Genomic DNA, 22,379 nt, shown 5'->3' with positions numbered 1-22,379 from the left:
CGTCTTTTTTGTTAAGAAGATAGCGACGGCAATGGCAGCCTAACCACTCACAGAGAAGGTATCAGTTTCGCCGTACCAACCCGCTAAACTCTGGCCAGAAGCGACGGTATAGGGAAGTGGGCAACCCTCTAGGGCTTCGCGCTCCGTTAAGGGCGTTTCGTCGATGAGGCTATAGTCTGGCTTCACATAAGCATGTTTTGTTTCGTCGTAGGCTAACACTTCGCCATTTTCGATGTTGTAGATCCAGCCATAGATTTTCAGCTTACCCTGGTGGAGACGCGATCGCACCACGGGATAGGTTTTGAGATTATCAATCTGAACAAGGACATTTTCCGCAACGAGGGTTTCAACCAGTTCTTCCCCTTCGCAGTGGGGGTAAGTATCCCGGACGAGGCGACGGGTGGCTTCGGCGTGCTTGAGCCAATCGTAAACCAAAGGCATATCGGCTTGGAGTTTGTTTAACTTAAGCAGCCCTTTCATCGCACCACAGTGGGAATGGCCACAGACAATAATTTGCCGAATATCGAGGCCTTGGAGAGCATATTCTAGGGTGCCCCCTTCGCCACCATTGGCCGCACCATAGGGAGGAATAATATTTCCGGCATTGCGGATGACGAAGATTTCACCAATATCCGTTTGGGTAATCAGCGCCGGGTCAACGCGGGAATCGGAGCAACAAATGAACAGAACGCGGGGCTTTTGGCCGTGGGAAAGTTGTTCAAAAAGATCCTGGTGGCTCGCAACATAGCTTTGCTTAAATTTGTCCAGGCCGCGAATAAGTTTTTTCACTGTTCGATCGTCTGATGTCAAAACGAGGTGACTACTGAGGGATCATAGTAAACCAAAACAATCCATTTAGATAAATGAGGATGGCACATATTTTTCATAAGGTAGACCAATCATCTGGGGAGATTTTTGGCGATCGCCGACTCAATAATCCCGATAATTTCACCCCTAGATGCCGCTAAAATAAGCTTGATTTAATCGGTCGAGCCTATGCCGGATTTAGCCATCCCCATCCTCAACGTTCAACATTTGACCCGGCGCTTCGGGGGCTTGGTGGCGGTACATGATGTGTCTTTTCAGGTGGCCCCAGGGGAAATTTTCGGCTTGATTGGGCCGAATGGGGCAGGCAAAACAACTTTTTTTAATCTGTTGACCGGGATGATTCCCCCTTCCCAAGGAAACATTCTGTACCAAGGCCGCAAGATTCACGGTCTAGCTCCCCACCAAATTGCGGCCTCTGGTATTGCGCGGACATTTCAGAATCTGCGCTTGTTTGGAAATTTGTCGGCCCTGGAAAATGTGGCGATCGCCCGCCATCTGCACCAAAAAAACAATATTTTTGAAGGAATTTTAGGTTTACCCAAAGCGAAAAAAGCTGAGCAAGAAACCTACGACCGGGCGAAGGAATTGCTAGATTTGGTCGGTTTAACCGGAAAATACCGTCAACAGGCGAAAAATTTTTCCTATGGTGATCAGCGGCGTTTAGAAATTGCCCGCGCCTTGGCCCTAGAACCCCAGCTTTTACTCCTCGATGAACCCGCTGCCGGGATGAACCCCAACGAAAAAGGCGCTTTGAGTGATTTGATTCGACAAATTCGGGCGCAATTTGACCTGACGATTCTGTTGATTGAGCACCATATTCCCCTGGTGATGGGACTGTGCGATCGCCTGGCGGTGTTGGATTTTGGCGAACTGATTGCCCTCGGTTTACCAGAGGATGTAAAGGCAGATCCAGCGGTGATTGAAGCGTATTTGGGGGATGAGTAAATGTTGGAACTCATTGATGTCTCAGTCAATTACGGTGGTATCGAAGCCCTGAAAAATATCCACTTATCGGTCAATGCCGGGGAAATTGTCACCCTGATCGGCGCGAATGGAGCAGGAAAAACCACCACTCTCAAGGCCATTTCGCGGCTGGTCAATCTCCGCCAAGGCCGAATTCTGTATCACGGCACCGAGATCACCAAAAGTGCCCCCCATGCCGTTGTCAGGGCTGGCATTGCCCATAGTCCAGAGGGAAGACGAATTTTAGCGCGGCAAACAGTTTTAACGAATTTGGAATTGGGGGCCTACACGCGCCAGGATCGGTTAGGGATTAAAGCAGATCTCGAAAAACAATTTGCCATTTTCCCGCGCCTCGCAGAACGGAAAAATCAAATTGCGGGCACCCTCAGCGGTGGGGAACAACAAATGTTGGCGATCGCCAGGGCGGTGATGGGGCGGCCAAAACTTTTACTCCTTGATGAACCGAGTCTGGGTTTAGCGCCCCAAATTGTGAAGGAAATTTTTCAGGTAATTCAACAACTCCACGCCGATGGCACCACGATTCTTTTAGTCGAACAAAATGCGAGTCTGGCCCTCGAATGTAGCGATCGCGCCTATGTTTTAGAAGCGGGTTACCTTAAAATTAGCGGCAACGCCCGGGATCTACTCACCGATGAACGGGTTAAAGCAGCCTATCTTGGCTAAGTGCTCACTTCTTCCCTGCGGTACCAATTGTGAAAGCTGTTCGTTTTGTTCCCCTGCGCCCCAAGGCCTGGCAGAAGGTCATTCGTTTATTTTTCGCCACGGCGATCGCCTTGATCTTGGTGCGAAATGCGTTGCCTTTGATCAGACAGATTAGCTTTTTTGGCCTGTACCAAGTCGCCACCCCAGAGAAAGTTGTTGCTTTGACCTATGATGATGGCCCGGCACCGCCCTATACCGAAGCCATTTTAGAGATTCTCGACGACTACCAAGCGAAGGCCACCTTCTATGTGGTGGGGCAAAATATCGAACTCTATCCAGACACCGTCCGCCAAACCATCGCCGCTGGCCATGAACTGAGTAACCATTCCTACGAACACAAATACATGGCCTTCCGTTCCTGGGACTACATCACCAACGAAGTGGACAAAACGGATCAACTGCTGCGGAATTTGGGGGTCACGGGCCAGATCGACTTTCGGCCGCCCTGGGGTCGTCGTTTTCTTCTGCTTCCCCTCTATCTCCATCAGCAACAGAAACGCCTCGTGATTTGGGATGTGGATTCTTTTGATTGGGAAATTGAGGCTAGTCCTGCGGACATTGCGGCACGGGTTATTGGGGCTGTACAGCCCGGATCGATTGTTCTGATGCACGATGGCGGCGGCGATCGCCAACGCACCGTAGAAGCGACAGATTTGATTTTGAGTCAGTTGACCGAAGCTGGCTATCGCTTTGTAACCGTGGCTGAACTCTTTGAATTGTCCTAAAAAATTAAGCCGATTGCACCGAATCTATTTCCCCCTGCAAAGGACAAACGCAAGTCTCCTGTTCCAACCATTGGGAGCCAACTTGGTGGAGGGCGGTCATCACCGGCTGAATTTCCCGTCCCTTTGCTGTTAACGAATATTCCACCCGGGGGGGAATCTCTGCGTAAATGCGCCGTTCCACCAGGCCATGGGCTTCTAGTTCTCGCAGGCGCACCATTAACGTTTTGGTACTGATCCCCGGTAAAGCCTTGAGCAGTTCATTGGTGCGGCGATCGCCTGTAAAAAGCTCCCGTAACACTAAAATTGACCATTTATTTCCCAACAAATCCACCACAAATTGGATCGGACATTGGAAATTAACATCATTACAAGGGTTGGGGTCAGTCATTGGCCAAACATACTTCATTGCTAAAACTTTAACATTTCTTCAATGTCCCTGGAATCCTAACAAAGGCAACATTTTTTTACCCCAGGTAACTATAGGCTAGCCGGAGAAACCCTCTTGAAACTTCAGGATAATTCCGAAAAGATGAATCCCAGAAAGATTTAAAAAACACCTTTTAATCAGCCTATGGTTACGCTCACTGACCAGCCGAGTCCAGAACTTCTCAGACCAGGGGTTAAAAAACCAGTTCAAGAAACCCTCCTAACACCCCGCTTTTACACCACAGATTTCGATAAAATTGCCAACATGGTGCTCTCTTCCCACGAAGAAGAAATTTTGGCTGCCCTCGAAGAATTGCGGGCCGATTATAACCGCAACCATTTCATCCGTGACGAAAGTTTTGAGCAATCTTGGGATCATTTTGATGAAAAAACCCGCAGCATTTTTATTGACTTTTTAGAACGTTCTTGTACTTCTGAGTTTTCTGGCTTTCTTTTATTTAAAGAACTGTCCCGCCGCCTCCGCGATCGCAGCCCGATTTTGGCCGAAGCGTTTCACCTGCTAGCCCGGGACGAGGCGCGCCATGCGGGATTTATTAACAAATCGATGGTGGATTTTGGCCTTTGTTTAGACCTGAAATATCTCACCCAAAAACGAACCTATACTTTCTTTCCGCCGGAGTGGGTAATTTATACCGTTTACCTGTCAGAAAAAATTGGCTATTGGCGCTATATCCTCGTGTATCGTCACCTGGAGAAACACCCAGAGCACAATATTTATCCGCTGTTTAAGTATTTTGAAAGCTGGTGCCAAGATGAAAACCGCCATGGAGACTTTTTTAAAGCCCTATTGCGATCGCAAAAATCCCTCTGGAAAACTTGGCAATCTCGCTTGTGGTCGCGCTTTTTCTTGTTAACGGTATTTGTCACCCATTCCCTGACAACCCTGGAACGGTCTGATTTTTACGAGATGATTGGCCTTGATGCCCACCAATACAATCGGGACGTGATTCGCAACACCAACGAAACGTCTCTACGGGCTTTCCCGGAAGTGCTCGACACAAACCATCCGCAGTTTTTCACCCGCCTAGAAGCCTGCGCCGCCGCCAATGAACACCTCAAGGCGATCGCCACCAACGGGAAACCGAAAGTAATTCAGTTTTTCCAAAAAATCCCCTGGATCACCAACATTGTTTGGAATATGGCTTTGATCTTCTTCACCAAGCCTGTGGATGCCGAAGCCCTACGGGCCGAGGTTCACTAAAAATTCCCCTCAGCATTTTTCCGCTTATTTACCCCATGGAGTAGCCATGACGACCCTATCCCAACGCCTCCGCTTTGGTACCCAAACCTCCCATACCCTCTCAGAAAATACAGCTTTTATGAAGTGCTTTTTGAAAGGCATTGTGGAGCGGCAACCCCTCCGGAAATTGATGGCCAATTTGTATGCGGTCTATTACGCCCTGGAGACGGCTTTTGAACAGTACAAAGACCACGAAATTCTAGGGGAAATCTATTTCCCGGAGTTGAACCGAGTGCCCCATCTGGAAGAGGATCTTGCCTTTTATTACGGTGAGCATTGGCACAGGCAACTGGAACTACTCCCGGCGGGTAAAGTCTACCGAGCGCGCTTACAAGAACTGGCCGCCACTGATCCGCTGCTCCTGATTGCCCATGCCTATGTGCGCTATATGGGGGATCTGTCTGGGGGTCAGAGTTTAAAAAATATTATCCGCTCAGCCTTAGCGTTACCCGATGGCCAGGGCACCAGATTTTATGAGTTTGACTCTTGGCCGACCCCAGGCGATCGCCGCAATTTCAAGTTGCAATATCGAGACGCCCTGGATCGGTTGAATCTAGACGAAGTAACGATCCAGAAGATTATCAACGAAGCCAATTATGCCTTTGCCCTCAACCGGGATGTGATGCACGAGTTGGAGCCGGACGTAAAGGCTGCCATCGGCGAACATACCTTTGATTTGTTAACTCGCCAAGACCGTCCGGGCAGTACCGAAAACCGCGATCGCCAGCCCGATGATCCGGCCCTTATCGCGTCTTCCTAGAACCAGTTTTAATCCTCTATTCCTACGAGTTTCCCTGAGCACTTTTAAGTGTCGTTTGAAAGCATTATTTCTCACTGAGATTAGGAGTGCTAGGGGATTTTTTTGAAAAATCAACTTTAATTAATCTCTTTTTCCGATGAATTTAGCCAGTCAAAATGTCCGCTTTAATGGGCCGCTCCTCCAAAAATATAATCAATCGGTTCCTCGCTATACCAGTTACCCCCCCGCAACGGAATTAACCCCTGATTTTGAGGGGGCTCTTTTCCGCCAGGCGATCGCCATGGGAAATTATAAAAAAACGCCCCTTTCTCTCTATTGCCACATTCCTTTTTGTGAAAAGCCCTGCTATTTCTGTGGCTGCAATACAATCATCACCCAGTACAAACCCGCCGCCGCCACCTACCTGGATTATCTCATCCGCCATATCCAGCAGGTTGCGCCTCTAGTATCAGGCGATCGCCTGGTGCAACAACTCCACTGGGGTGGCGGCACGCCCAATTATTTAAACTTGGAGCAAGTGACGCGTCTGTGGCAAACTCTCCAGGACAATTTTCAATTTGCGCCCGATGCGGAGATTTCCATCGAGATCAACCCCTGCGAGGTGAGTCGCGAGTATATTTTTGCCTTGCGACAACTGGGTTTTAAGCGGATCAGCTTTGGCATCCAGGATTTTAACCCCCAGGTGCAAGCGGCGGTCAATCGCATCCAACCGGAGGAAAAACTCTTTGAGGTGATGGCCTGGATTCGGGAAGCAGGTTTTGAAAGCGTTAATGTGGATTTGATCTACGGTTTGCCCTACCAGACCCTGGCGACGTTTACGGAAACTGTCCAGAAAACGATCCAACTGAACCCCGACCGGATCGCCGTCTTTAGCTTTGCCTATGTGCCCTGGTTGAAACCTCTGCAAAAACGGATGCCTGAAGCTGCGATGCCCCCCACCGCCGAAAAGCTGGAAATCCTCAAGATGACGATCGCCAACCTCACCTACCACGGTTATGTGTTCATCGGCATGGATCACTTTGCCAAGCCCAACGATGAATTGGCGATCGCCCAACAGGCCGGGGAACTGCACCGGAATTTCCAAGGCTACACCACGAAGCCGGAATCCGACCTTTTAGGGTTTGGCATGACTTCGATCAGTATGCTCCAGGATGTGTATGTCCAAAACCACAAACGCTTGAAAGATTTTTACGCAGCCATTGATCAACGGGTTCTCCCCATCGAAAAGGGTGTCCAGCTCACCCAGGATGACCTGATTCGCCGCACCGTGATTATGGAATTAATGTGCCAGTTTCGCCTGTCGGCCCCGGCGCTGGAGAACAAATATCACCTGGGCTTTGATTTGGACTTTAACGACTATTTCCAAGCCGAATTGAGTGCTTTAAATGATTTGGAAGCCGACGGGTTGATTCACCGTTCCGGGGATGGCTTCCAGGTGACGCCCAGCGGTCGGCTCTTGATCCGCAATATTGCGGCGGTGTTTGACACCTACCTACAGCACAAAACTGAGAAAACTTTCTCCAAGGCGATTTAGCGATCGCCACCGTTTCCCCTGGGGCGGATCATCAACCGGGTTCGCCCCATTGTCTTGTTCTATTATTTGAGAATTCATGACCCAATCTGTGCAACAACTCCCCCAAAAACCAACCCTAGACTGGGTTGCCGTGTTCTTTTTTGGCGCGGTTCATCTCCTGGCCCTTGGTTTGGCCCCCTTCTTTTTCTCTTGGTCGGCGATCGCCGTTTGTCTGTTTCTCCACTGGCTCTTTGGCAGCATCGGTATTTGCCTTGGTTACCATCGCCTCTTGAGCCACCGCAGTTTCAAAGTCCCGCAATGGCTGGAATATACCCTGGCGTTTATCGGTGCCCTGGCTCTCCAGGGTGGCCCTATTTTTTGGGTGGCAGGCCACCGGTTACACCATGCCCACACAGAAGATGAAGTTAAAGACCCCTATTCCGCCAAACGGGGTTTTTGGTGGAGCCATATGCTCTGGATTTTCTACCCCGATCAACAATTTTTTGATGCGGATCAATACAGCCGCTATGCCCAGGATCTCGCGAAACAGCCCTTTTACCGTTGGCTAAACCGCAATTTCCTACTGCTACAAATTCCCTTGGCGATCGCCCTTTATCTCCTCGGCGGTTGGTCTTGGGTCGTGTATGGGATGCTAGTGCGGGCGGTGTTGCTATGGCATAGCACCTGGTTTATCAACTCTGTCACCCATGTGTGGGGCTACCGCAGTCACGCAAGCGACGACAATTCCCGTAATCTCTGGTGGGCGGCAATTCTCACCTATGGCGAAGGCTGGCATAACAACCACCATGCCTATCCTAATGTGGCGAAAGCCGGTTGGCGCTGGTGGGAAGTCGATGTTACCTGGTGGGCCATCTGGCTCCTACAACGGCTTGGTCTCGCCACGAAAGTTATTTTGCCGCCAGCCGTCGTCACAGAATAAATTTGCGTTTGATCATTACCGCCAATTCAAAAAATAACCCCCCATTTTCCGTTTGGCATGGGGGATTTTTGTAGCATTATTAATCGTGGTTAGCCTAGCGAATCCCAAGCAATTCCACATCAAAGATCAAAGTTGCATTGGGGGGGATCACACCACCAGCACCACGGGAACCATAGCCCAGTTCTGCAGGAATAATCAGCGTGCGCTTACCACCAGGCTTCATGGTAATGACACCTTCGTCCCAACCTTTAATCACTTGTCCAACACCGATCACAAAAGAAAAGGGTTCATTGCGCTTGACGGAGCTGTCAAATACATCGCCGTTCGTCAGTTTGCCAGTGTAATGAACCGTCACCATTTCCCCTTCCATGGGGGACGCCCCTTCACCGACAACTTCATCGATGTACTGGAGGCCGGATTCGGTTGTGACTGCTTTTGATAAATCAATATCCATATCTTTGAGTTCCTCGGTGGGATTGGCGGCAATTTGTACCACTGGACTGGTCGAGTCGAGTTCAGCGGCGATCGCCGTTTGACTGGCCCCATTAAAGACCGCAGACAAGATTAACATAACCCCACAGATAACGATGACTCCAAAACTAAGCCAAATTTCTCGCATGGATGTTTATTCACTCCCAGATTTACAAACAGTGTGCATTGCTTTCCTATCTTACCGGGCCTATCGCCACTGCTTATTTTCCAGTTCGCGCACCTGCCGCTCTAAACGATCAATACGACCGCGCAGTTCATCCATTTCCGACTGACGAGGCACCCCAAGATCCCGCAAGATATTCCGCACCTGCCGCTCAAAGTAGGCTTCTGCATTGCCCTGTTCGAGTTTGAGTTGGTTCATCATGTCATCGAGCATTGTTTTGGCCTGCTCTGGGTTGATCGTCCCTTCTTTTACCCACTGGTCACTGGCTTCTTTGACTTTTTCGGCGACGATCGAGGTGGTCCCAATCCCAATCATCAGCATTTGTTGCAGGAAATTGTTGTTGTCCATGGTGTAGTCTGTCTCGTCTTCAGTATGGGTTTCCCTAAATGGTTTCAACCTTAAGCTAGAATAGCTTAGCGAATTTGAACCTAGTTATATTCTAATGATGCCTGCTTCTTCTGAGTCCCCCCGGATTGCCACCGTTGCCCGGGTGACGGGTGAAACCAATGTGAAAGTAACGGTAAATCTGGATGGGACTGGCAAGTGTGAGGTGAATACTGGGGTGCCATTCCTCGATCACATGCTGCATCAGCTTTGTTCCCATGGTCTATTGGATCTGCACATCCAGGCCCAAGGGGACTATGAGATTGATGACCACCACACCAACGAGGATGTGGGCATTACCCTGGGGATGGCGATCGCCAAAGCCATTGGTGAGCGCAAAGGGATTCAGCGGTTTGGTCATTTTGTCGCGCCCCTCGATGAGGCCTTAGTACAGATCGCCTTAGATTTTTCTGGTCGGCCCCACCTCAGCTATGGTTTAGAAATCCCCACGGAACGGGTCGGCACCTACGATACCCAACTGGTGCGGGAATTTTTTGTGGCGATCGTCAACCATGCCCAAATGACGATCCACGTGCGCCAACTAGACGGTATTAATTCCCACCACATCATTGAAGCGACTTTTAAAGCCTTTGCCCGGGCGATGCGCATGGCCCTGGAAATTGACCCCCGTCGAGCGGCAACGATCCCTAGTTCTAAAGGGGTTCTTTAGGGTCTTTTTTAAAATTTTTATTCCCAGACATTTGCAAGCAAATTTTCACAGCTAAAGTGTATTGGGGCATTGCTTCGCTCCTCTCCCCTTGCGGAAAGGTTAAGGTACACTTTTCTGAAGAATTGGCTCATTTAATCAAGAATGCTCACGGAAAACCCACCCACCTCTAGTCCGAAAGCTACCCGTCGTCTTTGGCTTGCGGCGATTAAACCCCCCATTTATACGGTGGCGGTGACCCCTGTGATCGTGACAACGGCAGCGGCCTATGGGGAATTTGGGGTGTTTGACCCGGTGCGGTTTGGGCTTTTCCTGGGGGCGGCAATTTGCTTAATTGCCTGGATGAACCTGAGTAATGATGTGTTCGACGCGGACACGGGCATTGACGTCAATAAGGCGACTTCGGTGGTCAATCTAACGGGCGATCGCCCATTGGTTTTTGGCATTGCCCTCGGTTTTTTGGGTCTGGGAATCACCGGAATTGCCCTAATCAGCTACCTCCAGCAGGATTGGACGGTGTTTAATTTGTTGCTCCTGGCAACGGCGATCGCCTATACCTACCAGGGGCCACCGTTTCGGTTGGGTTATCTCGGCATTGGCGAGTTTGTCTGTTTTCTCGCCTATTGGATTACGGGGTTGGGAGTCTTTTATAGCCAAGCCCAAACCCTCACGCTCAATGCGGTCTGGGCCTCGACTTGGGTTGCTTTGACGACGAGTATTATTTTGTTTTGCTCCCATTTTCACCAGGCCGAAGATGACCTAGCCGCCGGGAAAAAATCACCCATTGTCCGCCTCGGCACCTACCAAGGGGCGCAGGTATTGACCTACAGTTTGGGAGCCGTTTTAGTTTTGACCTGCCTATTAGTGGCTGTCGGCACCTGGTCACCCTGGATGCTCCTCACGTTTGCCAGTGCCCCCTTTGCCCTGAGTCTGATCAACCATGTCCGCCTGAACCATGACCAACCCGACAAGGTGAGTAACTGCAAATTTTTTGCGGTCAAGTTTCACTTTGCCAGCGGTCTATTGTTGGCGATCGCCTATGTTTTGTCCTATTACAACCTAGAATTTCTCAGTGTTACGGGCTTGGGTTATTAGCGATAGTTCGTAAACTGAATCGGCATCGGGAAATCTAAATCCCGCACCGCCTGCATTACTGCCTGGAGGTCATCTTTTGACTTGCTCGAAATGCGGACAGCATCCCCTTGGATCGAAGCCTGCACCTTTTTAAAATCTGTTTTGACCATCTTGGTGATTTTCTTCGCGTCATCCTTAGAAATGCCCTGGCGCAGGGTGATCACTTGGCGCACGCGGCCACCACTGGCGGATTCTGCCTCACCATAATCAAAAAGCTTCGGTGACAGGTTCCGTTTAACGGCCTTAGTGACCAGGATAGTTTGCACTGCATCGAGGGTAAAATCGCTGGCAGTATTAATTGTGATGGTGTTTTCTCCCAGCTCAATGGTAGTCTTGGTATCCTTGAGGTCATAGCGCGTGTTGATGTCCCGGAGAGCTTGATCAATGGTATTGACCACTTCCTGACGATCAAAATCACTCACCACATCAAAGGAATTTGTAGAAGCCATAAAGATACTTAGCTGAATTCAACAGATAAAAATTTCAAGGTTCACATTGGCCTGTAAACGTTGTGCGAGGCTCTGGGGATTTTCCTAGAGGCTCTGGACGGCGATCGCACTCAAGGCAAAAAGCGTAATGTTGGCGATATTCCCCACGGCAAACATCATCGAACGCAATACTGGAATGTTGAGGATATAAAACAACGGGTAGAGGGTTCTCGCCACCAAAAAGGCGATCGCCGCAATTTTTGCCCAGGGAGAATCCACCCCCGTTACCAACGCAGACAAACAAGCAACACCATAAACCGCCAACGCTTCAAAAGCATTTTGGTGCGCCCAATTGGCCCGCTGCGCATAATCTGGCAATAGATCTACCGTTGCCCTAGGCCGCCGAAACATCTCCAGGCGATCGCTCATTTGACCAGCCAGTTTAACCCGCGCATAGCCCACCACCCCATAGGGTAGATAAACCAGAAATACCGCGCCGATCAACGAATAGATAAGGACAGCAGAAACAGACAGATTCATGGATTAATCCTAAACAACTGGGCAAATGGGTAGCACAAAAAATTAATCGAAATAGAAGAGGGTGACAAGTTTTCGCTGTTCTTCTGCTTCTTGGCAGGTTTGCAGGAGGGTGTCACTGTCATGGAACGCAAAACAGATTAGTTGTTGGCAGCGGGAGATAATTTCACTATTACACAGGCTGCTGGCTTCTCCCAGAGAAAGTTCATCATTCTCGGGATGTTCGACCAAATGCACGACCTTTTCGAGTTCCACACGGGATTCACGGGGTTGCTTTTCGAGGCTCTGGGGCAGAATTACAGTTAAAAGGCTCGAATCAGCCCGCATTACACCCTTAATCGCCGCTGAATTTGTCCCCGTTGCGCCGGAGGTGATAATTCGATTTCCCCCTAGGGCTAGGGCATAGCTCATCATTTCGATCAGATGCTGGTGGGTAATCGGGACATGCCGAGAACCGAGAAGAGCAATGCGCTTAGAGCCAGTTTGTTGAATGGCAGCTAGCTCCTGGGCCAGGGTGTCAAGGGTCGGAATATCTAAAGATTGACTCAAAGATCGTAAGGGGACTCGATAGCCTGAATAATCGATGCCATTTTAATCAAACATCCCTGATAAAGCAATCCTTCTGTTTTTCTTTGCCGAGATGCTTGCATATTTTTAAATGCTAATGCTACATTTATATACTGTTTGCAACCCGGACGTATAGCTCAGTTGGTTAGAGTACATCGTTGACATCGATGGGGTCACTGGTTCGAATCCAGTTACGTCCATACCCAAGAAATAACCCCTAGCCGTTTCCCGGCTGGATGATGGCGAGTTTAAGTCGGGAAATGCCCTGTCTCGTTTTTCTAGCCCATTAGCGCTATGATTTTACGGCACCTAGGGGGCGATCGGCGATCGCCTATGGTCTTTCCCGGTGATTGAGCCGCTGTCTGGCCGATACTGATTCAACCGGAGGAGCTAGCTGCGCCCATTGACTTGAGGTTGTGAAAATGGGACTGGTAATTCTAATTCTCAATGCTCTAAATACTGGGGCAAAAATACCGGGATTGACAACATTAGGCTATATTTCTGCATAACAAAATTAGAAAACTCCTTTATTATTCCTTAAGGTCAGGCTCCACAACTGTTGCGTCCCCTTAGCTTTTGATTTACTGCTTTATGACGTTTCTCCAGCATTCTATCCAGGCACAAGCATCGTTGCTCGATATCCTCAATGAGCGGGCACACAGCCAACCCAATGCCCAAGCCTATGTTTTTTTAGAAAATGGAGAAACTGAATCTGGTCACCTTACCTATCAAGAATTAGCAACCCAGGCAAAGGCGATCGCCTCCCATCTGGCCCCCTGGCGCGGGGAACGGGCTTTATTGCTGTATCCGTCTGGGTTGGCGTTTATCACAGCATTTTTGGGGTGTCTTTATGCCGGGGTGATTGCGGTGCCTGTCTATCCGCCGAAGCGCAACCAAAAATTATCGCGCCTGTTGGCGATCGCCGATAATGCCCAGGCCGAACTTGCCCTAACCACCGAGGCCTTGTTAGGAGATATTCAACAAAGATTTGCCCAAGCAGAGCAGTTTCAGGATCTAACCTTTTTGGCGACGGATACTTTAGAACAAGCTCCCCAAGGCTTCAAGCCCCAGGAGATTCAGGGGGATGATCTAGCATTTCTGCAATACACTTCTGGCTCCACGGGGACACCAAAGGGCGTGATGGTTTCCCACCGGAATATCCTCCACAACCAGCGACTGATTCAAACCGCCTTTGGCCATAGCGAAAAGAGTGTCGGGGTCGGTTGGCTGCCCCTTTTCCATGATATGGGTCTCATTGGCCATGTACTCCAGCCGCTTTACGTGGGCTTTCCCAGTATTTTGATGCCTCCGGTGGCGTTTTTAACTAATCCTCGTCGCTGGCTCCAGGCGATCGCCAAGTATCGGGCTACGACCAGCGGTGGGCCAAATTTTGCCTATGATCTATGTGTTGATCGCCTAACGGACAGTGATCTAGCCGATCTAGATTTAAGCAGTTGGAATCTTGCTTACAGCGGTGCAGAACCAGTGCGGGCGGCGACCCTCGAAAAATTCAATCAAAAATTTGCCCCCTGTGGTTTCCGGCCAGAGGCCTTTTATCCCTGCTATGGCATGGCGGAGGCGACCCTATTCATTACGGGGGGTGATAAGCAACAAGCCCCGATCACCACCAGTTCGTCCGAAGAGTCAGACAATTTATTTGTTAGTTGTGGCCAACCCTACCATGACACCCAGGTGGCGATCGTTGATCCGGAATCTTTTGCCCCTTGTCCTGAAGGGACGACTGGGGAAGTGTGGGTGCGGGGGGACAGTATCGCCCAGGGTTATTGGAATGCCCCCATTGCCACCCAAGAAACCTTTACGGCAACTCTCAATCACCATCAAAAATCTTTCCTGCGCACTGGTGATCTCGGTTTTATCGCCGCAGGAGAACTGTTCATTACCGGTCGCCTCAAGGATTTAATTATCGTCCGGGGAAAAAATCACTATCCCCACGACATCGAGCTTACGGCCCAACAATCCCACCCAGCTCTCCGGGAAAATTGCGGAGCGGCCTTCACGGTAGAAATTGACGGTACAGAACGCCTAATGCTGGTGCAAGAGGTAAAACGAACTTTTCTCCGAAATCTGGATGTCGAGGCGATCGCCCAAAAAATCCGCCAGGCGATCGCCGCAAACCACGAACTACAAACCTATGGCATCATCCTGATTAAAACCGGTAGCATCCCAAAAACGTCCAGCGGTAAAATCCAACGACACCGTTGCCGTCAGGCGTTTCTGGCCGATGAGTTGATGGTTGTGGGCCGCAGCGTCCTGGGTGAAATAAATCACGCTTCCGCCCAAAGTTTTAATCCTCCCCAGAAACAACAATCCTCCCAGCCGACCACTGACTTAATTAAACCCCTCCGCGAACAATTGGCCCAAGCCCTCTCGTTGCCCCTTGATACCATCCAAGACGATCAGCCCATCGCCGCTTTGGGCCTAGATTCCGTACAAGTTGTTGAAATCAAGCATTACATCGAGCAAAAATTCGATTTAATAGTGCCCCTTGAAAAATTTTTTGAGGATCTTACCGTTGCCCAACTCGCCCAAGATATCCTGACTCTAGCTAATCTTCCCCAAGAATCCCAACATCACCAAAACGGACATCTCCCCCAAGCGACTCAGCTAGAAGCAGAGGGCATCGATCTCGACCAACGGTTGCGCCTCGCTTATAAACCAAGCCGCAATGTCCTCGATAAAGCCAGGGAGTTTAACCTGCCGGATCAATTGCGAGCCAATGATCTACTGCCCTATTTCCGAGCCCTTGAACGCAATGAAGGGGCCACCTGTATTTTTGAAGGGCGACAACTAATTATGTTGGGCTCCAATAATTATCTGGGGCTGACTGCCGATGTCCGAGTACGAGAAGCCACTGCCAAGGCCGCTCTAGAAGAAGGGCCGAGTTTAACGGGATCACGATTGCTCAATGGTTCGACCCGCCAACACCGAGAATTTGAGCGAAAACTTGCCGCCTTCGTCGGTCATGAGGATGCTTTAGTCTTTACCACGGGATATCAAGCAAATTTGGGCTTTATTTCCGCCTTGATGAACGAAAATACAACGATGATCCTCGACAGTGAGGCCCATGCTTGCATTTACGATGGGGCGTTTATGAGTCGCTGCCGGGTAGTTCAATACCAGCACAATGACCTGCAAGATTTAGAACAAAAATTGATCCAGGTGACGCCAGAGTCCGCAACAATGGTCACGATTGATGGTCTGTATTCAATGACGGGGGATATTGCTCCCCTACCAGAAATTCGGCAATTATGCGATCGCCATGGGGCAACTTTAGCTGTAGATGATGCCCATGCTCTGGGTGTTTTGGGAAAAACGGGCCGGGGGACGGAGGAGCATTTCGGGATGATCGGCAGCAGTGATATTCTCTGTGGGACTTTTTCCAAAAGTTTGGCTTCCATTGGCGGTTGGGTCGCCGCCGAAGCAAAGGTGATTGATTGGATTCGTTTTAACGGGCGGTCTATGTTATTTTCTGCTTCCATCCCCCCCACCTCCTTGGCTGCGGCTGCCACGGCCTTGGATATTTTGATCGCCGAGCCCTGGCGGGTGCAAAAGCTCCATGAAAATGCCCAATATTGGCAACGGGGGTTACAGTCCCTTGGCTTTACTGTGGGTACCGCCCAAACGCCGATTATTACGGTACATATTGGCGATGATTTTAAATGTATGCAGTTCTGTAAGGCGCTGCTAGAGGCGGGAGTTTATGTGAATGCGGCGGTATATCCGGCGGTGCCTCGTAATAAAGCCGCCCTCCGCACCAGTGTGATGGCGACCCACACCCAGGAACATTTAGACAAAGCCCTCGCAATTTTTGCGGAAGTCGGTCAGCAATTTCTGGCTGGGGCTGAATAGATGCGACACGCAATTATTACGGGGGGATCGAGTGGGATTGGTTTGGCGATCGCCTGTCAGTTAGCTCAACAGGGGAATGTCAATCTTTCAATCATTGCCCGCAGTCCCACTAAGCTCCAGGTAGCGCAAACTCGGATTCAAGAAGCTTTTGCCGATGCCCAGCAGCAATGTTTAACCCTCACGGCGGATGTGGCCCAACGGTTGGAAATTGAACAGGCGATCGCCACAGCCATTGAAAAATTTGGAGCGCCGGATTTATTAATTACCTCAGCAGGAATGGCCCACCCTGGTTATTTTCAGGAACTGCCCCTCGAAATTTTTGAACAAACCATGACGGTAAATTATTTCGGCACGTTGTATGCGATTCGCGCTGCTCTCCCAGCAATGCAGACCCAAAACCAGGGCCAAATTGTAATGATTTCCTCTGGAGCGGGTCTAGTGGGTTTGTTTGGCTATACCCCCTACAGTCCGAGTAAATTTGCCCTGCGGGGTCTGGCGGAATCTCTCCGGGGAGAACTCAAGCAACACGGAATTCAGGTGGCGATCGCCTATCCGCCCGATACCGATACCCCCCAACTGGCCGCCGAAAATTTGACAAAACCGCCGGAAACCAAGTTAATTACAGAGACCGCCCAAATGTGGACAGCAGAACGGGTTGCCGCCACCATTCTCCGGGGTATTCAGCGACAACAATTTGTTATTACCCCTGGCTTGGAAATGCAACTGCTCTATCGCCTCCATAGCCTGCTGGCCCCCGTCCTGCAATGGTATTTTGATCGACTGGTGGCCCGCGCCCGCCAACACTAAATCTTTGTCCTTTTCCTTTACCCTGACCCCATGGGATCGCCCACCATGACCCATTCTGCGAAAACCATTGTTGATCTGCTTCGTCACCGCGCTGACAGCACCCCCGACCGCACCGCCTATCACTTTATTTCAGGCGAAGATAACCTCACAACCCTGACCTATGCCCAACTAGAGCACCAGGTAAAGGCGATCGCCGCCCATTTGCAAACCTTTATCGAACCAGGCGATCGCCTTTTGTTAGTGTTCCCCTACTCGGCGGGCCTCGAATTCGTCGCTAGTTTTTACGCTTGTCTCTACGCCGGGGCGATCGCCGTCACCATTAACCCCAGTCGCAGTGATGACGCCCTCGAAAAGCTCATGGAACGGGTAGAAGATTGTCAGGCCAAGGGAATCCTCACAACCCGCGCCCTCATTGACTATTTCCAAAAGAAACTCACTAAAGCCCCCCGCCAGGCCGCTGGTCTTGTGCGTAAATTTAGCCAAGTCAAAGTAATTGCGATGGATGAAATTCCCGCAGATCTCGCAGTAGACTGGCAAACCCCCAACATTACCGACGACACCCTCGCCTTTTTGCAATACACCTCCGGCTCCACAGGGAAACCCAAAGGGGTAATGGTCACCCATGGTAATGTGCTCCATAACTCCGCCGTGATCTACAAATCCTTTAGCCACAGTCCCGAAACCCGGATGGCCAGTTGGCTCCCCATGTTTCACGATATGGGCTTGATTGGCGGCGTCCTCCAGCCCTTCTACGGCAACTTTGAAGCCTTTCTAATGTCTCCCATCGAGCTGGTGCAAAAGCCTGTCCGGTGGCTAGAGATCATCTCCCAGCACCGCATCACCACCAGTGGTGGCCCGAACTTTGCCTATGATTTGGTTGCTCGCCAAGTTACCCCCGAACAACTCGAAACCCTCGATCTCAACTCTTGGGATGTGGCCTATAGTGGCGCTGAAACTGTCCGGGCTAGTACCCTCGAAAAGTTTGCCCAGACCTTTGCCCCCTGTGGGTTTCGTCGCGAAGCCTTTTATCCTTGCTATGGCATGGCCGAAGCGACTCTGTTCATCAGTGGTGGCTCCAAGGCAAAAGCGCCAGTGGTGCAATATATGGCCCCCGAAGCCCTCGAACAACACCAGGCGATCATCAGCACCGATGGCAGTCGCGGTATTGTCAGCTGCGGCTGGACTTGGTTAGGAGATGAAGTAGTGATCGTTGATCCAGAGACCAACACCAAACTCACCGAAGGTCAGGTGGGGGAAATTTGGGCTGCTGGCAAAGGTATCGGCAAGGGCTATTGGGAGCGACCAGAGATAACACAAGAAACCTTCCAAGCCTATGTCGATGGCCAAGGGCCCTATCTTCGTACTGGAGATTTAGGCTTTTTAAAAGATGGTGAGCTCTTTGTGACCGGACGTATTAAAGATGTAATGATCCTCTGGGGCCGTTATCGCTACCCCCAAGACATTGAACTAACTGTTGAGCAATGCCACCCTGCCCTCCGCCCCTGTGCCGGTGCTGCTTTTTCCGTTGAGGCCGCCGATGAAGAACGCCTTGTGGTGGTTCAAGAATTGAAGCGGAGCTATGTCCGTAACTTTGATCTAGAGGAAATTGTTGGGGCAGTTCGTCAGGCTGTTTACGAAGAACACACAGTGGAAGTTTACGGTATTGTCCTCTTGCGAACAGGCAGTATCCCCAAAACGTCTAGTGGTAAAATTCAGCGGCAAGCCTGTCGTCAGCAGTATCTGGCGGGAACATTGAATGGTCTTGGGAAATGGCAGTTGGCGATCGCCGATAGTGATGTCACGGCCCTGGCCAATAGCCTCTAAAGGGTGGCGATGAAAATTGCGATTATTTCGAGTACCTTTTTGCCCTCCCACGATGGGGTGAGCATCACGTTGTTAGAGCGTTTAAAAGTCCTATCTGCCCAGGGACATCAGGTGCTCTGTTTGGTTTCCAGTTACCAGGAAGTCGCCGCTATTTATCCCCGTTGGGCTGATTATGTAGGCGATTTGTTTGCGAATGTCGCAATTGTGCCGTTGCCCAGTGTGGCCTGGTTGGGGATTCCCCAGGAACGCAATCCCAAGCGGAGTAGTTTAAGACGCATCGAAACAGAATTAGCACAATTCCAGCCAGATTTGATTCAAGTCGAAGAACCAGAACGGCTTTGGACGACGCTTTTCGCCTTACCGGGGTGGAATTATGCCCAAGCGCGAAATATTCCCTATATCGGCTGTTACCGGACGAATTTTGTCGATTATCTCCAGGACTATGCCCCAGCTTGGTTAATTGGGCCAGCGAAATGGGCCGCTTTAGCCCTAACCCGTCGGCTCTATGGCAAATGTTCTGTCACCCTGGTGGGCAGTTATTTTATTGAACAGCGCCTAAAGCAATGGCAACTAGAAAATGTGGTTTATATGCCCGTAATTGGCCCGCCGAAAATTGCGAATCCCCAGGCCCTAAAACAGACCAATTTTTTTCAGCAGCATTATGGCTTACCAGACCTGGATCAGCGGGTCAAAATTCTTTTTTTGGGGCGACTGTCTCCCGATAAAAATTGGGCTTTTATTCTGAAGCATTTACCGGAACTTGGTCGAGCAAACATTACTGAAAATTTCACACTACTGGTAGCAGGCCGGGGAGAATTAGCAGAGGCGATCGCCGAAAGTGAATTTGCCCAAACCTTACCGACGGTGATCCTGGGGGAGGTGCCCCACGAGCAGGTGCCAGCCCTCTTAGCGAACGTGGATCTTCATGTGACTGCTTCCCTTAAAGAAACCTTTGGCCGCACAGTGCAAGAATCTCTCTATGTGGGGACACCCGTTTTAGCCCCGGACTGTGACTGGGCGCAGAATCTGATTGAACCAGGGGTCAATGGTTGTTTGTTTCAACCTGAAGACGGAGAAGATTTTATTCAGCAGCTAGCTCAGTTGATCGACTCTAAAGGCGATCGCCAACGGCTGCAAAACAATATCCAAAAGCAAAACCAAAATCGAGAGGTGCAACTTGATCCCAGTGAACAATGGGTTCGTTATTTAGAAACCCAAATCCAATCAACGGGTTAAATATTCCGGCGTTGGTGTCGAACGTCGTTGCACTTCCCGCCACGTACAGAATAAATTCAGTGAAAACCCAACACCATTGGCAATGAGAGTCGCCATACCCGCCCCCAAAGCTCCGTAATAGTAAGCCAAAACCACCAGTAACGGCAGATAGAAAAGAAGAATGGCGGTGGCATTATTTCGCAGTGAGATATGGGGCATTTCCATCGCAAACAGGGCTGGTTCAAGCAGATAGTTCCCCATCATCAAAATACCGCCGATAATCAACAAAACTAAGGTGCCATAGGCCGCCGTAAACTCTTCTCCCATCGCGTAGTAGAGTAACCCTTTGCCCCCCAACAAAATGGCAATCAGCAAAATAAAACCAATCCCCTGGAGCACCCGTCCTAGTTTCCACAGCAGCTTTTGAAATTTGCGCCAGCGTCCTTGGGTACTCAAATGGGCCAATTCAGGATAAACCGACTGGGTAAAAATTAAAGCGAGTTCTCGAAACGGGGTCGAAAATTCGTAGCCAGCCCGAAACAAGGCCACAGCACTGGGGGTTGCCACCGCGCCGACAATCAGCGGACTCAGGGTGATCGCCAGGGGTAAAGAAGAATTCAGATTAGAAACAAAGCAAAATTTTAGGATCCGGCGATCGCCAAACAAAAAATCCGGCAAAGACCAATCCAAACGAAGCAAAATTTGTTTTCTGTGCGCTTGCCACAAACCCAAAGCCAACAGCGAAAGACCATTAAGTGCCTCCCCACACAACCAAGCCAGAAGATAGCCCATCAAAGGAGCATCGAGCCAGAGGGCAATGAGGGTGCCCACAAGACGGGTAAGCGGTGGCACCAATTGTTGGGCCGCGAGTAGATCAAAGCGATCATCGAGTCGCAGTAAACCAATAGGGGTTGAGCCAAGGGTACAAAGCATTAAAATACTGGCCTGCTGCACAGCATGGATCGTCTGCGGCTCCCACCCCACGATTGGCCCGACCCACGGCGCCGCCGCAACAGCAACTAGATACCCCCCCAAAGAACCCAGAAGATCCAGGCCAGTGGTTAATTTAAATAACTCGCACAAACCCTTAGAATCCTTGTTCTTTACATAATCAGCGCCATAGCGAATCAACGCTTGCCATGACTGAAAAGTCGTCAAGCCAATCAAAAGCTCAATGTAGGCCCGGAGTAAAATTAACCTCCCAAAAGTCTCAACCCCAAGGGCATGGGCCGTGAGACTGAGATAACAGAAGTTGATGATCGCCGTCAGGATTTGACCACAGAGCAACCAACTGAAATTTTTTAAGATTTTGCGGAGAATGCGGTCTGCCCAAAAAAATTTAGCCATTGATTCGTGACGGAAAAAAATTACGGCCTTCACTGTTGAGACCCAAAGGTTTGCCGGGACAACTATAATACAAAAGTTCACAAATGTTCCCTGGCCCAATCATGGCGAACCGCAAGGGTTGTAGCCAACATAGCCTGTTTACTCTATTGAAGTTTTGCGTGAACTGCAAGTGTGACCTATGGAAATTTTGTTGCCTTTACTCATCTTCAGCCTGGCCTTTATCTTCGGTAGTTTTCTGGAATATTGGATTCATCGAATTTTCCATGCTTCCCCCAAGCATCCCCTGAAGCGCATTTTTCCTAAACTGGGCCAAGGCCATGCCCAACATCATGTTGGCGGTACTGGCCAGGGTTTTCTTTGGGAGTTTCGCAACTATGTTTTCGGGATTAATGTTGTGATGTTGCCTTTTTTTCTCCATTCTCTGACCCTAGGAATCAGTTGGTTTCTGGGCTGTTTTTTCTACGCGGCCTTTGCTGCCTTCGCCCACCAATTGCAACATGACAACCCGGTTAAATGTTTTTGGCTACCGATGCCCGTCCATTACGTTCACCATAAATACAATCAGTGGCACCATAATTTTGGGATCGGTGTTGATTGGTGGGATCGGCTTTTTGGCACCTATCGTCCGATGCCCGCTTGGCTCACAGAAAAGGAACAGCGCACGGCAGACCAGAAATTTTGGCAGATTAAATGGCTCTAGAGAATATGTAGTCTGAGCAGCATTTATTCGGACAAAAAAATGGGCTACTTAGAGCCCATCCGTTTCAGATTATTTTCCTAAATTTATGGTGCTAACCCAAGGAGG

General features: G+C 50.0%; 22 protein-coding genes and 1 tRNA gene. 15 read left to right on the top strand and 8 right to left on the bottom strand.

The window, feature by feature from the left end; genetic code table 11:
- Positions 1-39: 39 nt before the first annotated feature.
- A complete protein-coding gene (locus tag AACR41_RS02925; RefSeq protein ID WP_012307606.1) occupies positions 40-789 on the bottom strand; it encodes a carbonic anhydrase in 750 nt (249 codons plus the stop codon).
- 207 nt (positions 790-996) lie between these two features.
- Here AACR41_RS02925 and AACR41_RS02920 point away from each other — a divergent pair, with 207 nt between their 5' ends.
- From AACR41_RS02920 to AACR41_RS02910, 3 genes are read left to right on the top strand one after another with little or no spacing between them, the layout of a single operon-like run.
- Positions 997-1,773 carry an ABC transporter ATP-binding protein gene (locus AACR41_RS02920; protein WP_030007864.1) on the top strand — a complete coding sequence of 259 codons (777 nt, stop codon included), beginning with the start codon at positions 997-999 and terminating at the stop codon, positions 1,771-1,773.
- Positions 1,774-2,475 carry an ABC transporter ATP-binding protein gene (locus AACR41_RS02915; protein WP_030007863.1) on the top strand — a complete coding sequence of 234 codons (702 nt, stop codon included), beginning with the start codon at positions 1,774-1,776 and terminating at the stop codon, positions 2,473-2,475.
- 29 nt (positions 2,476-2,504) lie between these two features.
- On the top strand, positions 2,505-3,239 hold the full coding sequence (locus tag AACR41_RS02910; protein WP_030007862.1) for a polysaccharide deacetylase family protein: 735 nt from the start codon (positions 2,505-2,507) through the stop codon (positions 3,237-3,239).
- A gap of 4 nt (positions 3,240-3,243) precedes the next feature.
- Here AACR41_RS02910 and AACR41_RS02905 read toward each other — a convergent pair whose 3' ends face one another.
- Positions 3,244-3,645 (bottom strand): winged helix-turn-helix transcriptional regulator, encoded by a 402-nt coding sequence (locus AACR41_RS02905; RefSeq protein ID WP_030007861.1) that lies wholly within the window; start codon positions 3,643-3,645, stop codon positions 3,244-3,246.
- Positions 3,646-3,810: 165 nt separating this feature from the next.
- Here AACR41_RS02905 and acsF point away from each other — a divergent pair, with 165 nt between their 5' ends.
- From acsF to AACR41_RS02885, 4 genes are all read left to right on the top strand, one after another.
- Positions 3,811-4,887 (top strand): magnesium-protoporphyrin IX monomethyl ester (oxidative) cyclase, encoded by a 1,077-nt coding sequence (gene acsF, locus AACR41_RS02900; RefSeq protein ID WP_030007860.1) that lies wholly within the window; start codon positions 3,811-3,813, stop codon positions 4,885-4,887.
- Positions 4,888-4,933: 46 nt separating this feature from the next.
- On the top strand, positions 4,934-5,686 hold the full coding sequence (locus tag AACR41_RS02895) for a biliverdin-producing heme oxygenase (RefSeq protein ID WP_030007859.1): 753 nt from the start codon (positions 4,934-4,936) through the stop codon (positions 5,684-5,686).
- Between the two features lie 136 nt (positions 5,687-5,822).
- Positions 5,823-7,220, top strand: a complete 1,398-nt coding sequence (gene hemN / locus AACR41_RS02890; RefSeq protein WP_030007858.1) for an oxygen-independent coproporphyrinogen III oxidase — start codon at positions 5,823-5,825, stop codon at positions 7,218-7,220.
- Between the two features lie 76 nt (positions 7,221-7,296).
- Positions 7,297-8,139, top strand: coding sequence for an acyl-CoA desaturase (locus tag AACR41_RS02885; protein WP_030007857.1), 843 nt, complete (start codon positions 7,297-7,299; stop codon positions 8,137-8,139).
- A gap of 94 nt (positions 8,140-8,233) precedes the next feature.
- On the opposite strand, the gene AACR41_RS02880 is transcribed toward AACR41_RS02885, so the two are convergent.
- Both AACR41_RS02880 and AACR41_RS02875 read right to left on the bottom strand, forming a co-directional pair.
- Entirely contained in the window at positions 8,234-8,758 is a 525-nt protein-coding gene (locus AACR41_RS02880; protein ID WP_030007856.1) for an FKBP-type peptidyl-prolyl cis-trans isomerase, read from the bottom strand.
- A gap of 60 nt (positions 8,759-8,818) precedes the next feature.
- Positions 8,819-9,142, bottom strand: a complete 324-nt coding sequence (locus tag AACR41_RS02875) for a phasin family protein (RefSeq protein WP_012307595.1) — start codon at positions 9,140-9,142, stop codon at positions 8,819-8,821.
- Positions 9,143-9,239: 97 nt separating this feature from the next.
- On the opposite strand from AACR41_RS02875, the gene hisB reads away from it, so the two are divergent.
- Both hisB and menA read left to right on the top strand, forming a co-directional pair.
- Positions 9,240-9,848, top strand: a complete 609-nt coding sequence (gene hisB / locus AACR41_RS02870) for an imidazoleglycerol-phosphate dehydratase HisB (RefSeq protein ID WP_445260564.1) — start codon at positions 9,240-9,242, stop codon at positions 9,846-9,848.
- Positions 9,849-9,989: 141 nt separating this feature from the next.
- Positions 9,990-10,940: a 2-carboxy-1,4-naphthoquinone phytyltransferase gene (gene menA, locus AACR41_RS02865; RefSeq protein WP_030007854.1), complete on the top strand. Its 951-nt coding sequence runs from the start codon at positions 9,990-9,992 to the stop codon at positions 10,938-10,940.
- Here menA and AACR41_RS02860 read toward each other — a convergent pair.
- The 3 genes from AACR41_RS02860 to AACR41_RS02850 all read right to left on the bottom strand — a co-directional run bounded on the left by AACR41_RS02860 (position 10,937) and on the right by AACR41_RS02850 (position 12,493).
- Entirely contained in the window at positions 10,937-11,428 is a 492-nt protein-coding gene (locus tag AACR41_RS02860; protein WP_012307592.1) for a YajQ family cyclic di-GMP-binding protein, read from the bottom strand. The genes menA and AACR41_RS02860 overlap by 4 nt on opposite strands.
- Positions 11,429-11,512: 84 nt before the next feature.
- The gene (locus AACR41_RS02855) at positions 11,513-11,947 is read right to left on the bottom strand and encodes an MAPEG family protein (protein ID WP_012307591.1); all 435 of its coding nucleotides are present in this window, start codon (positions 11,945-11,947) and stop codon (positions 11,513-11,515) included.
- A 42-nt stretch (positions 11,948-11,989) separates the two neighbouring features.
- Positions 11,990-12,493: a hypothetical protein gene (locus AACR41_RS02850; RefSeq protein WP_012307590.1), complete on the bottom strand. Its 504-nt coding sequence runs from the start codon at positions 12,491-12,493 to the stop codon at positions 11,990-11,992.
- Positions 12,494-12,637: 144 nt separating this feature from the next.
- On the opposite strand from AACR41_RS02850, the gene AACR41_RS02845 reads away from it, so the two are divergent.
- From AACR41_RS02845 to AACR41_RS02825, 5 genes are all read left to right on the top strand, one after another.
- Positions 12,638-12,711, top strand: a tRNA-Val gene (locus AACR41_RS02845).
- 391 nt (positions 12,712-13,102) lie between these two features.
- Positions 13,103-16,381: an aminotransferase class I/II-fold pyridoxal phosphate-dependent enzyme gene (locus AACR41_RS02840; protein ID WP_030007853.1), complete on the top strand. Its 3,279-nt coding sequence runs from the start codon at positions 13,103-13,105 to the stop codon at positions 16,379-16,381.
- Positions 16,382-17,188 (top strand): SDR family oxidoreductase, encoded by an 807-nt coding sequence (locus AACR41_RS02835; protein ID WP_030007852.1) that lies wholly within the window; start codon positions 16,382-16,384, stop codon positions 17,186-17,188.
- A 45-nt stretch (positions 17,189-17,233) separates the two neighbouring features.
- The gene (locus AACR41_RS02830; RefSeq protein WP_030007851.1) at positions 17,234-19,012 is read left to right on the top strand and encodes a fatty acyl-AMP ligase; all 1,779 of its coding nucleotides are present in this window, start codon (positions 17,234-17,236) and stop codon (positions 19,010-19,012) included.
- Between the two features lie 9 nt (positions 19,013-19,021).
- Positions 19,022-20,248 carry a glycosyltransferase gene (locus tag AACR41_RS02825; RefSeq protein ID WP_030007850.1) on the top strand — a complete coding sequence of 409 codons (1,227 nt, stop codon included), beginning with the start codon at positions 19,022-19,024 and terminating at the stop codon, positions 20,246-20,248.
- On the opposite strand, the gene AACR41_RS02820 is transcribed toward AACR41_RS02825, so the two are convergent.
- Positions 20,237-21,574: a lipopolysaccharide biosynthesis protein gene (locus AACR41_RS02820; protein WP_030007849.1), complete on the bottom strand. Its 1,338-nt coding sequence runs from the start codon at positions 21,572-21,574 to the stop codon at positions 20,237-20,239. The two genes, AACR41_RS02825 and AACR41_RS02820, sit on opposite strands and share 12 nt — an antisense overlap.
- Before the next feature lie 178 nt (positions 21,575-21,752).
- Between AACR41_RS02820 and AACR41_RS02815 the strand changes: the two genes are divergently transcribed.
- A complete protein-coding gene (locus AACR41_RS02815; protein WP_030007848.1) occupies positions 21,753-22,274 on the top strand; it encodes a sterol desaturase family protein in 522 nt (173 codons plus the stop codon).
- Positions 22,275-22,379 lie beyond the last annotated feature (105 nt).

Origin of the sequence: Picosynechococcus sp. NKBG042902 (genome assembly GCF_963864045.1) — a bacterium.
In the GTDB taxonomy this organism is placed as follows: Bacteria; Cyanobacteriota; Cyanobacteriia; order Cyanobacteriales; family MRBY01; genus MRBY01.
Note: the sequence above shows the minus strand (reverse complement) of the source record. Positions and strands in the feature narration are given on the sequence as shown.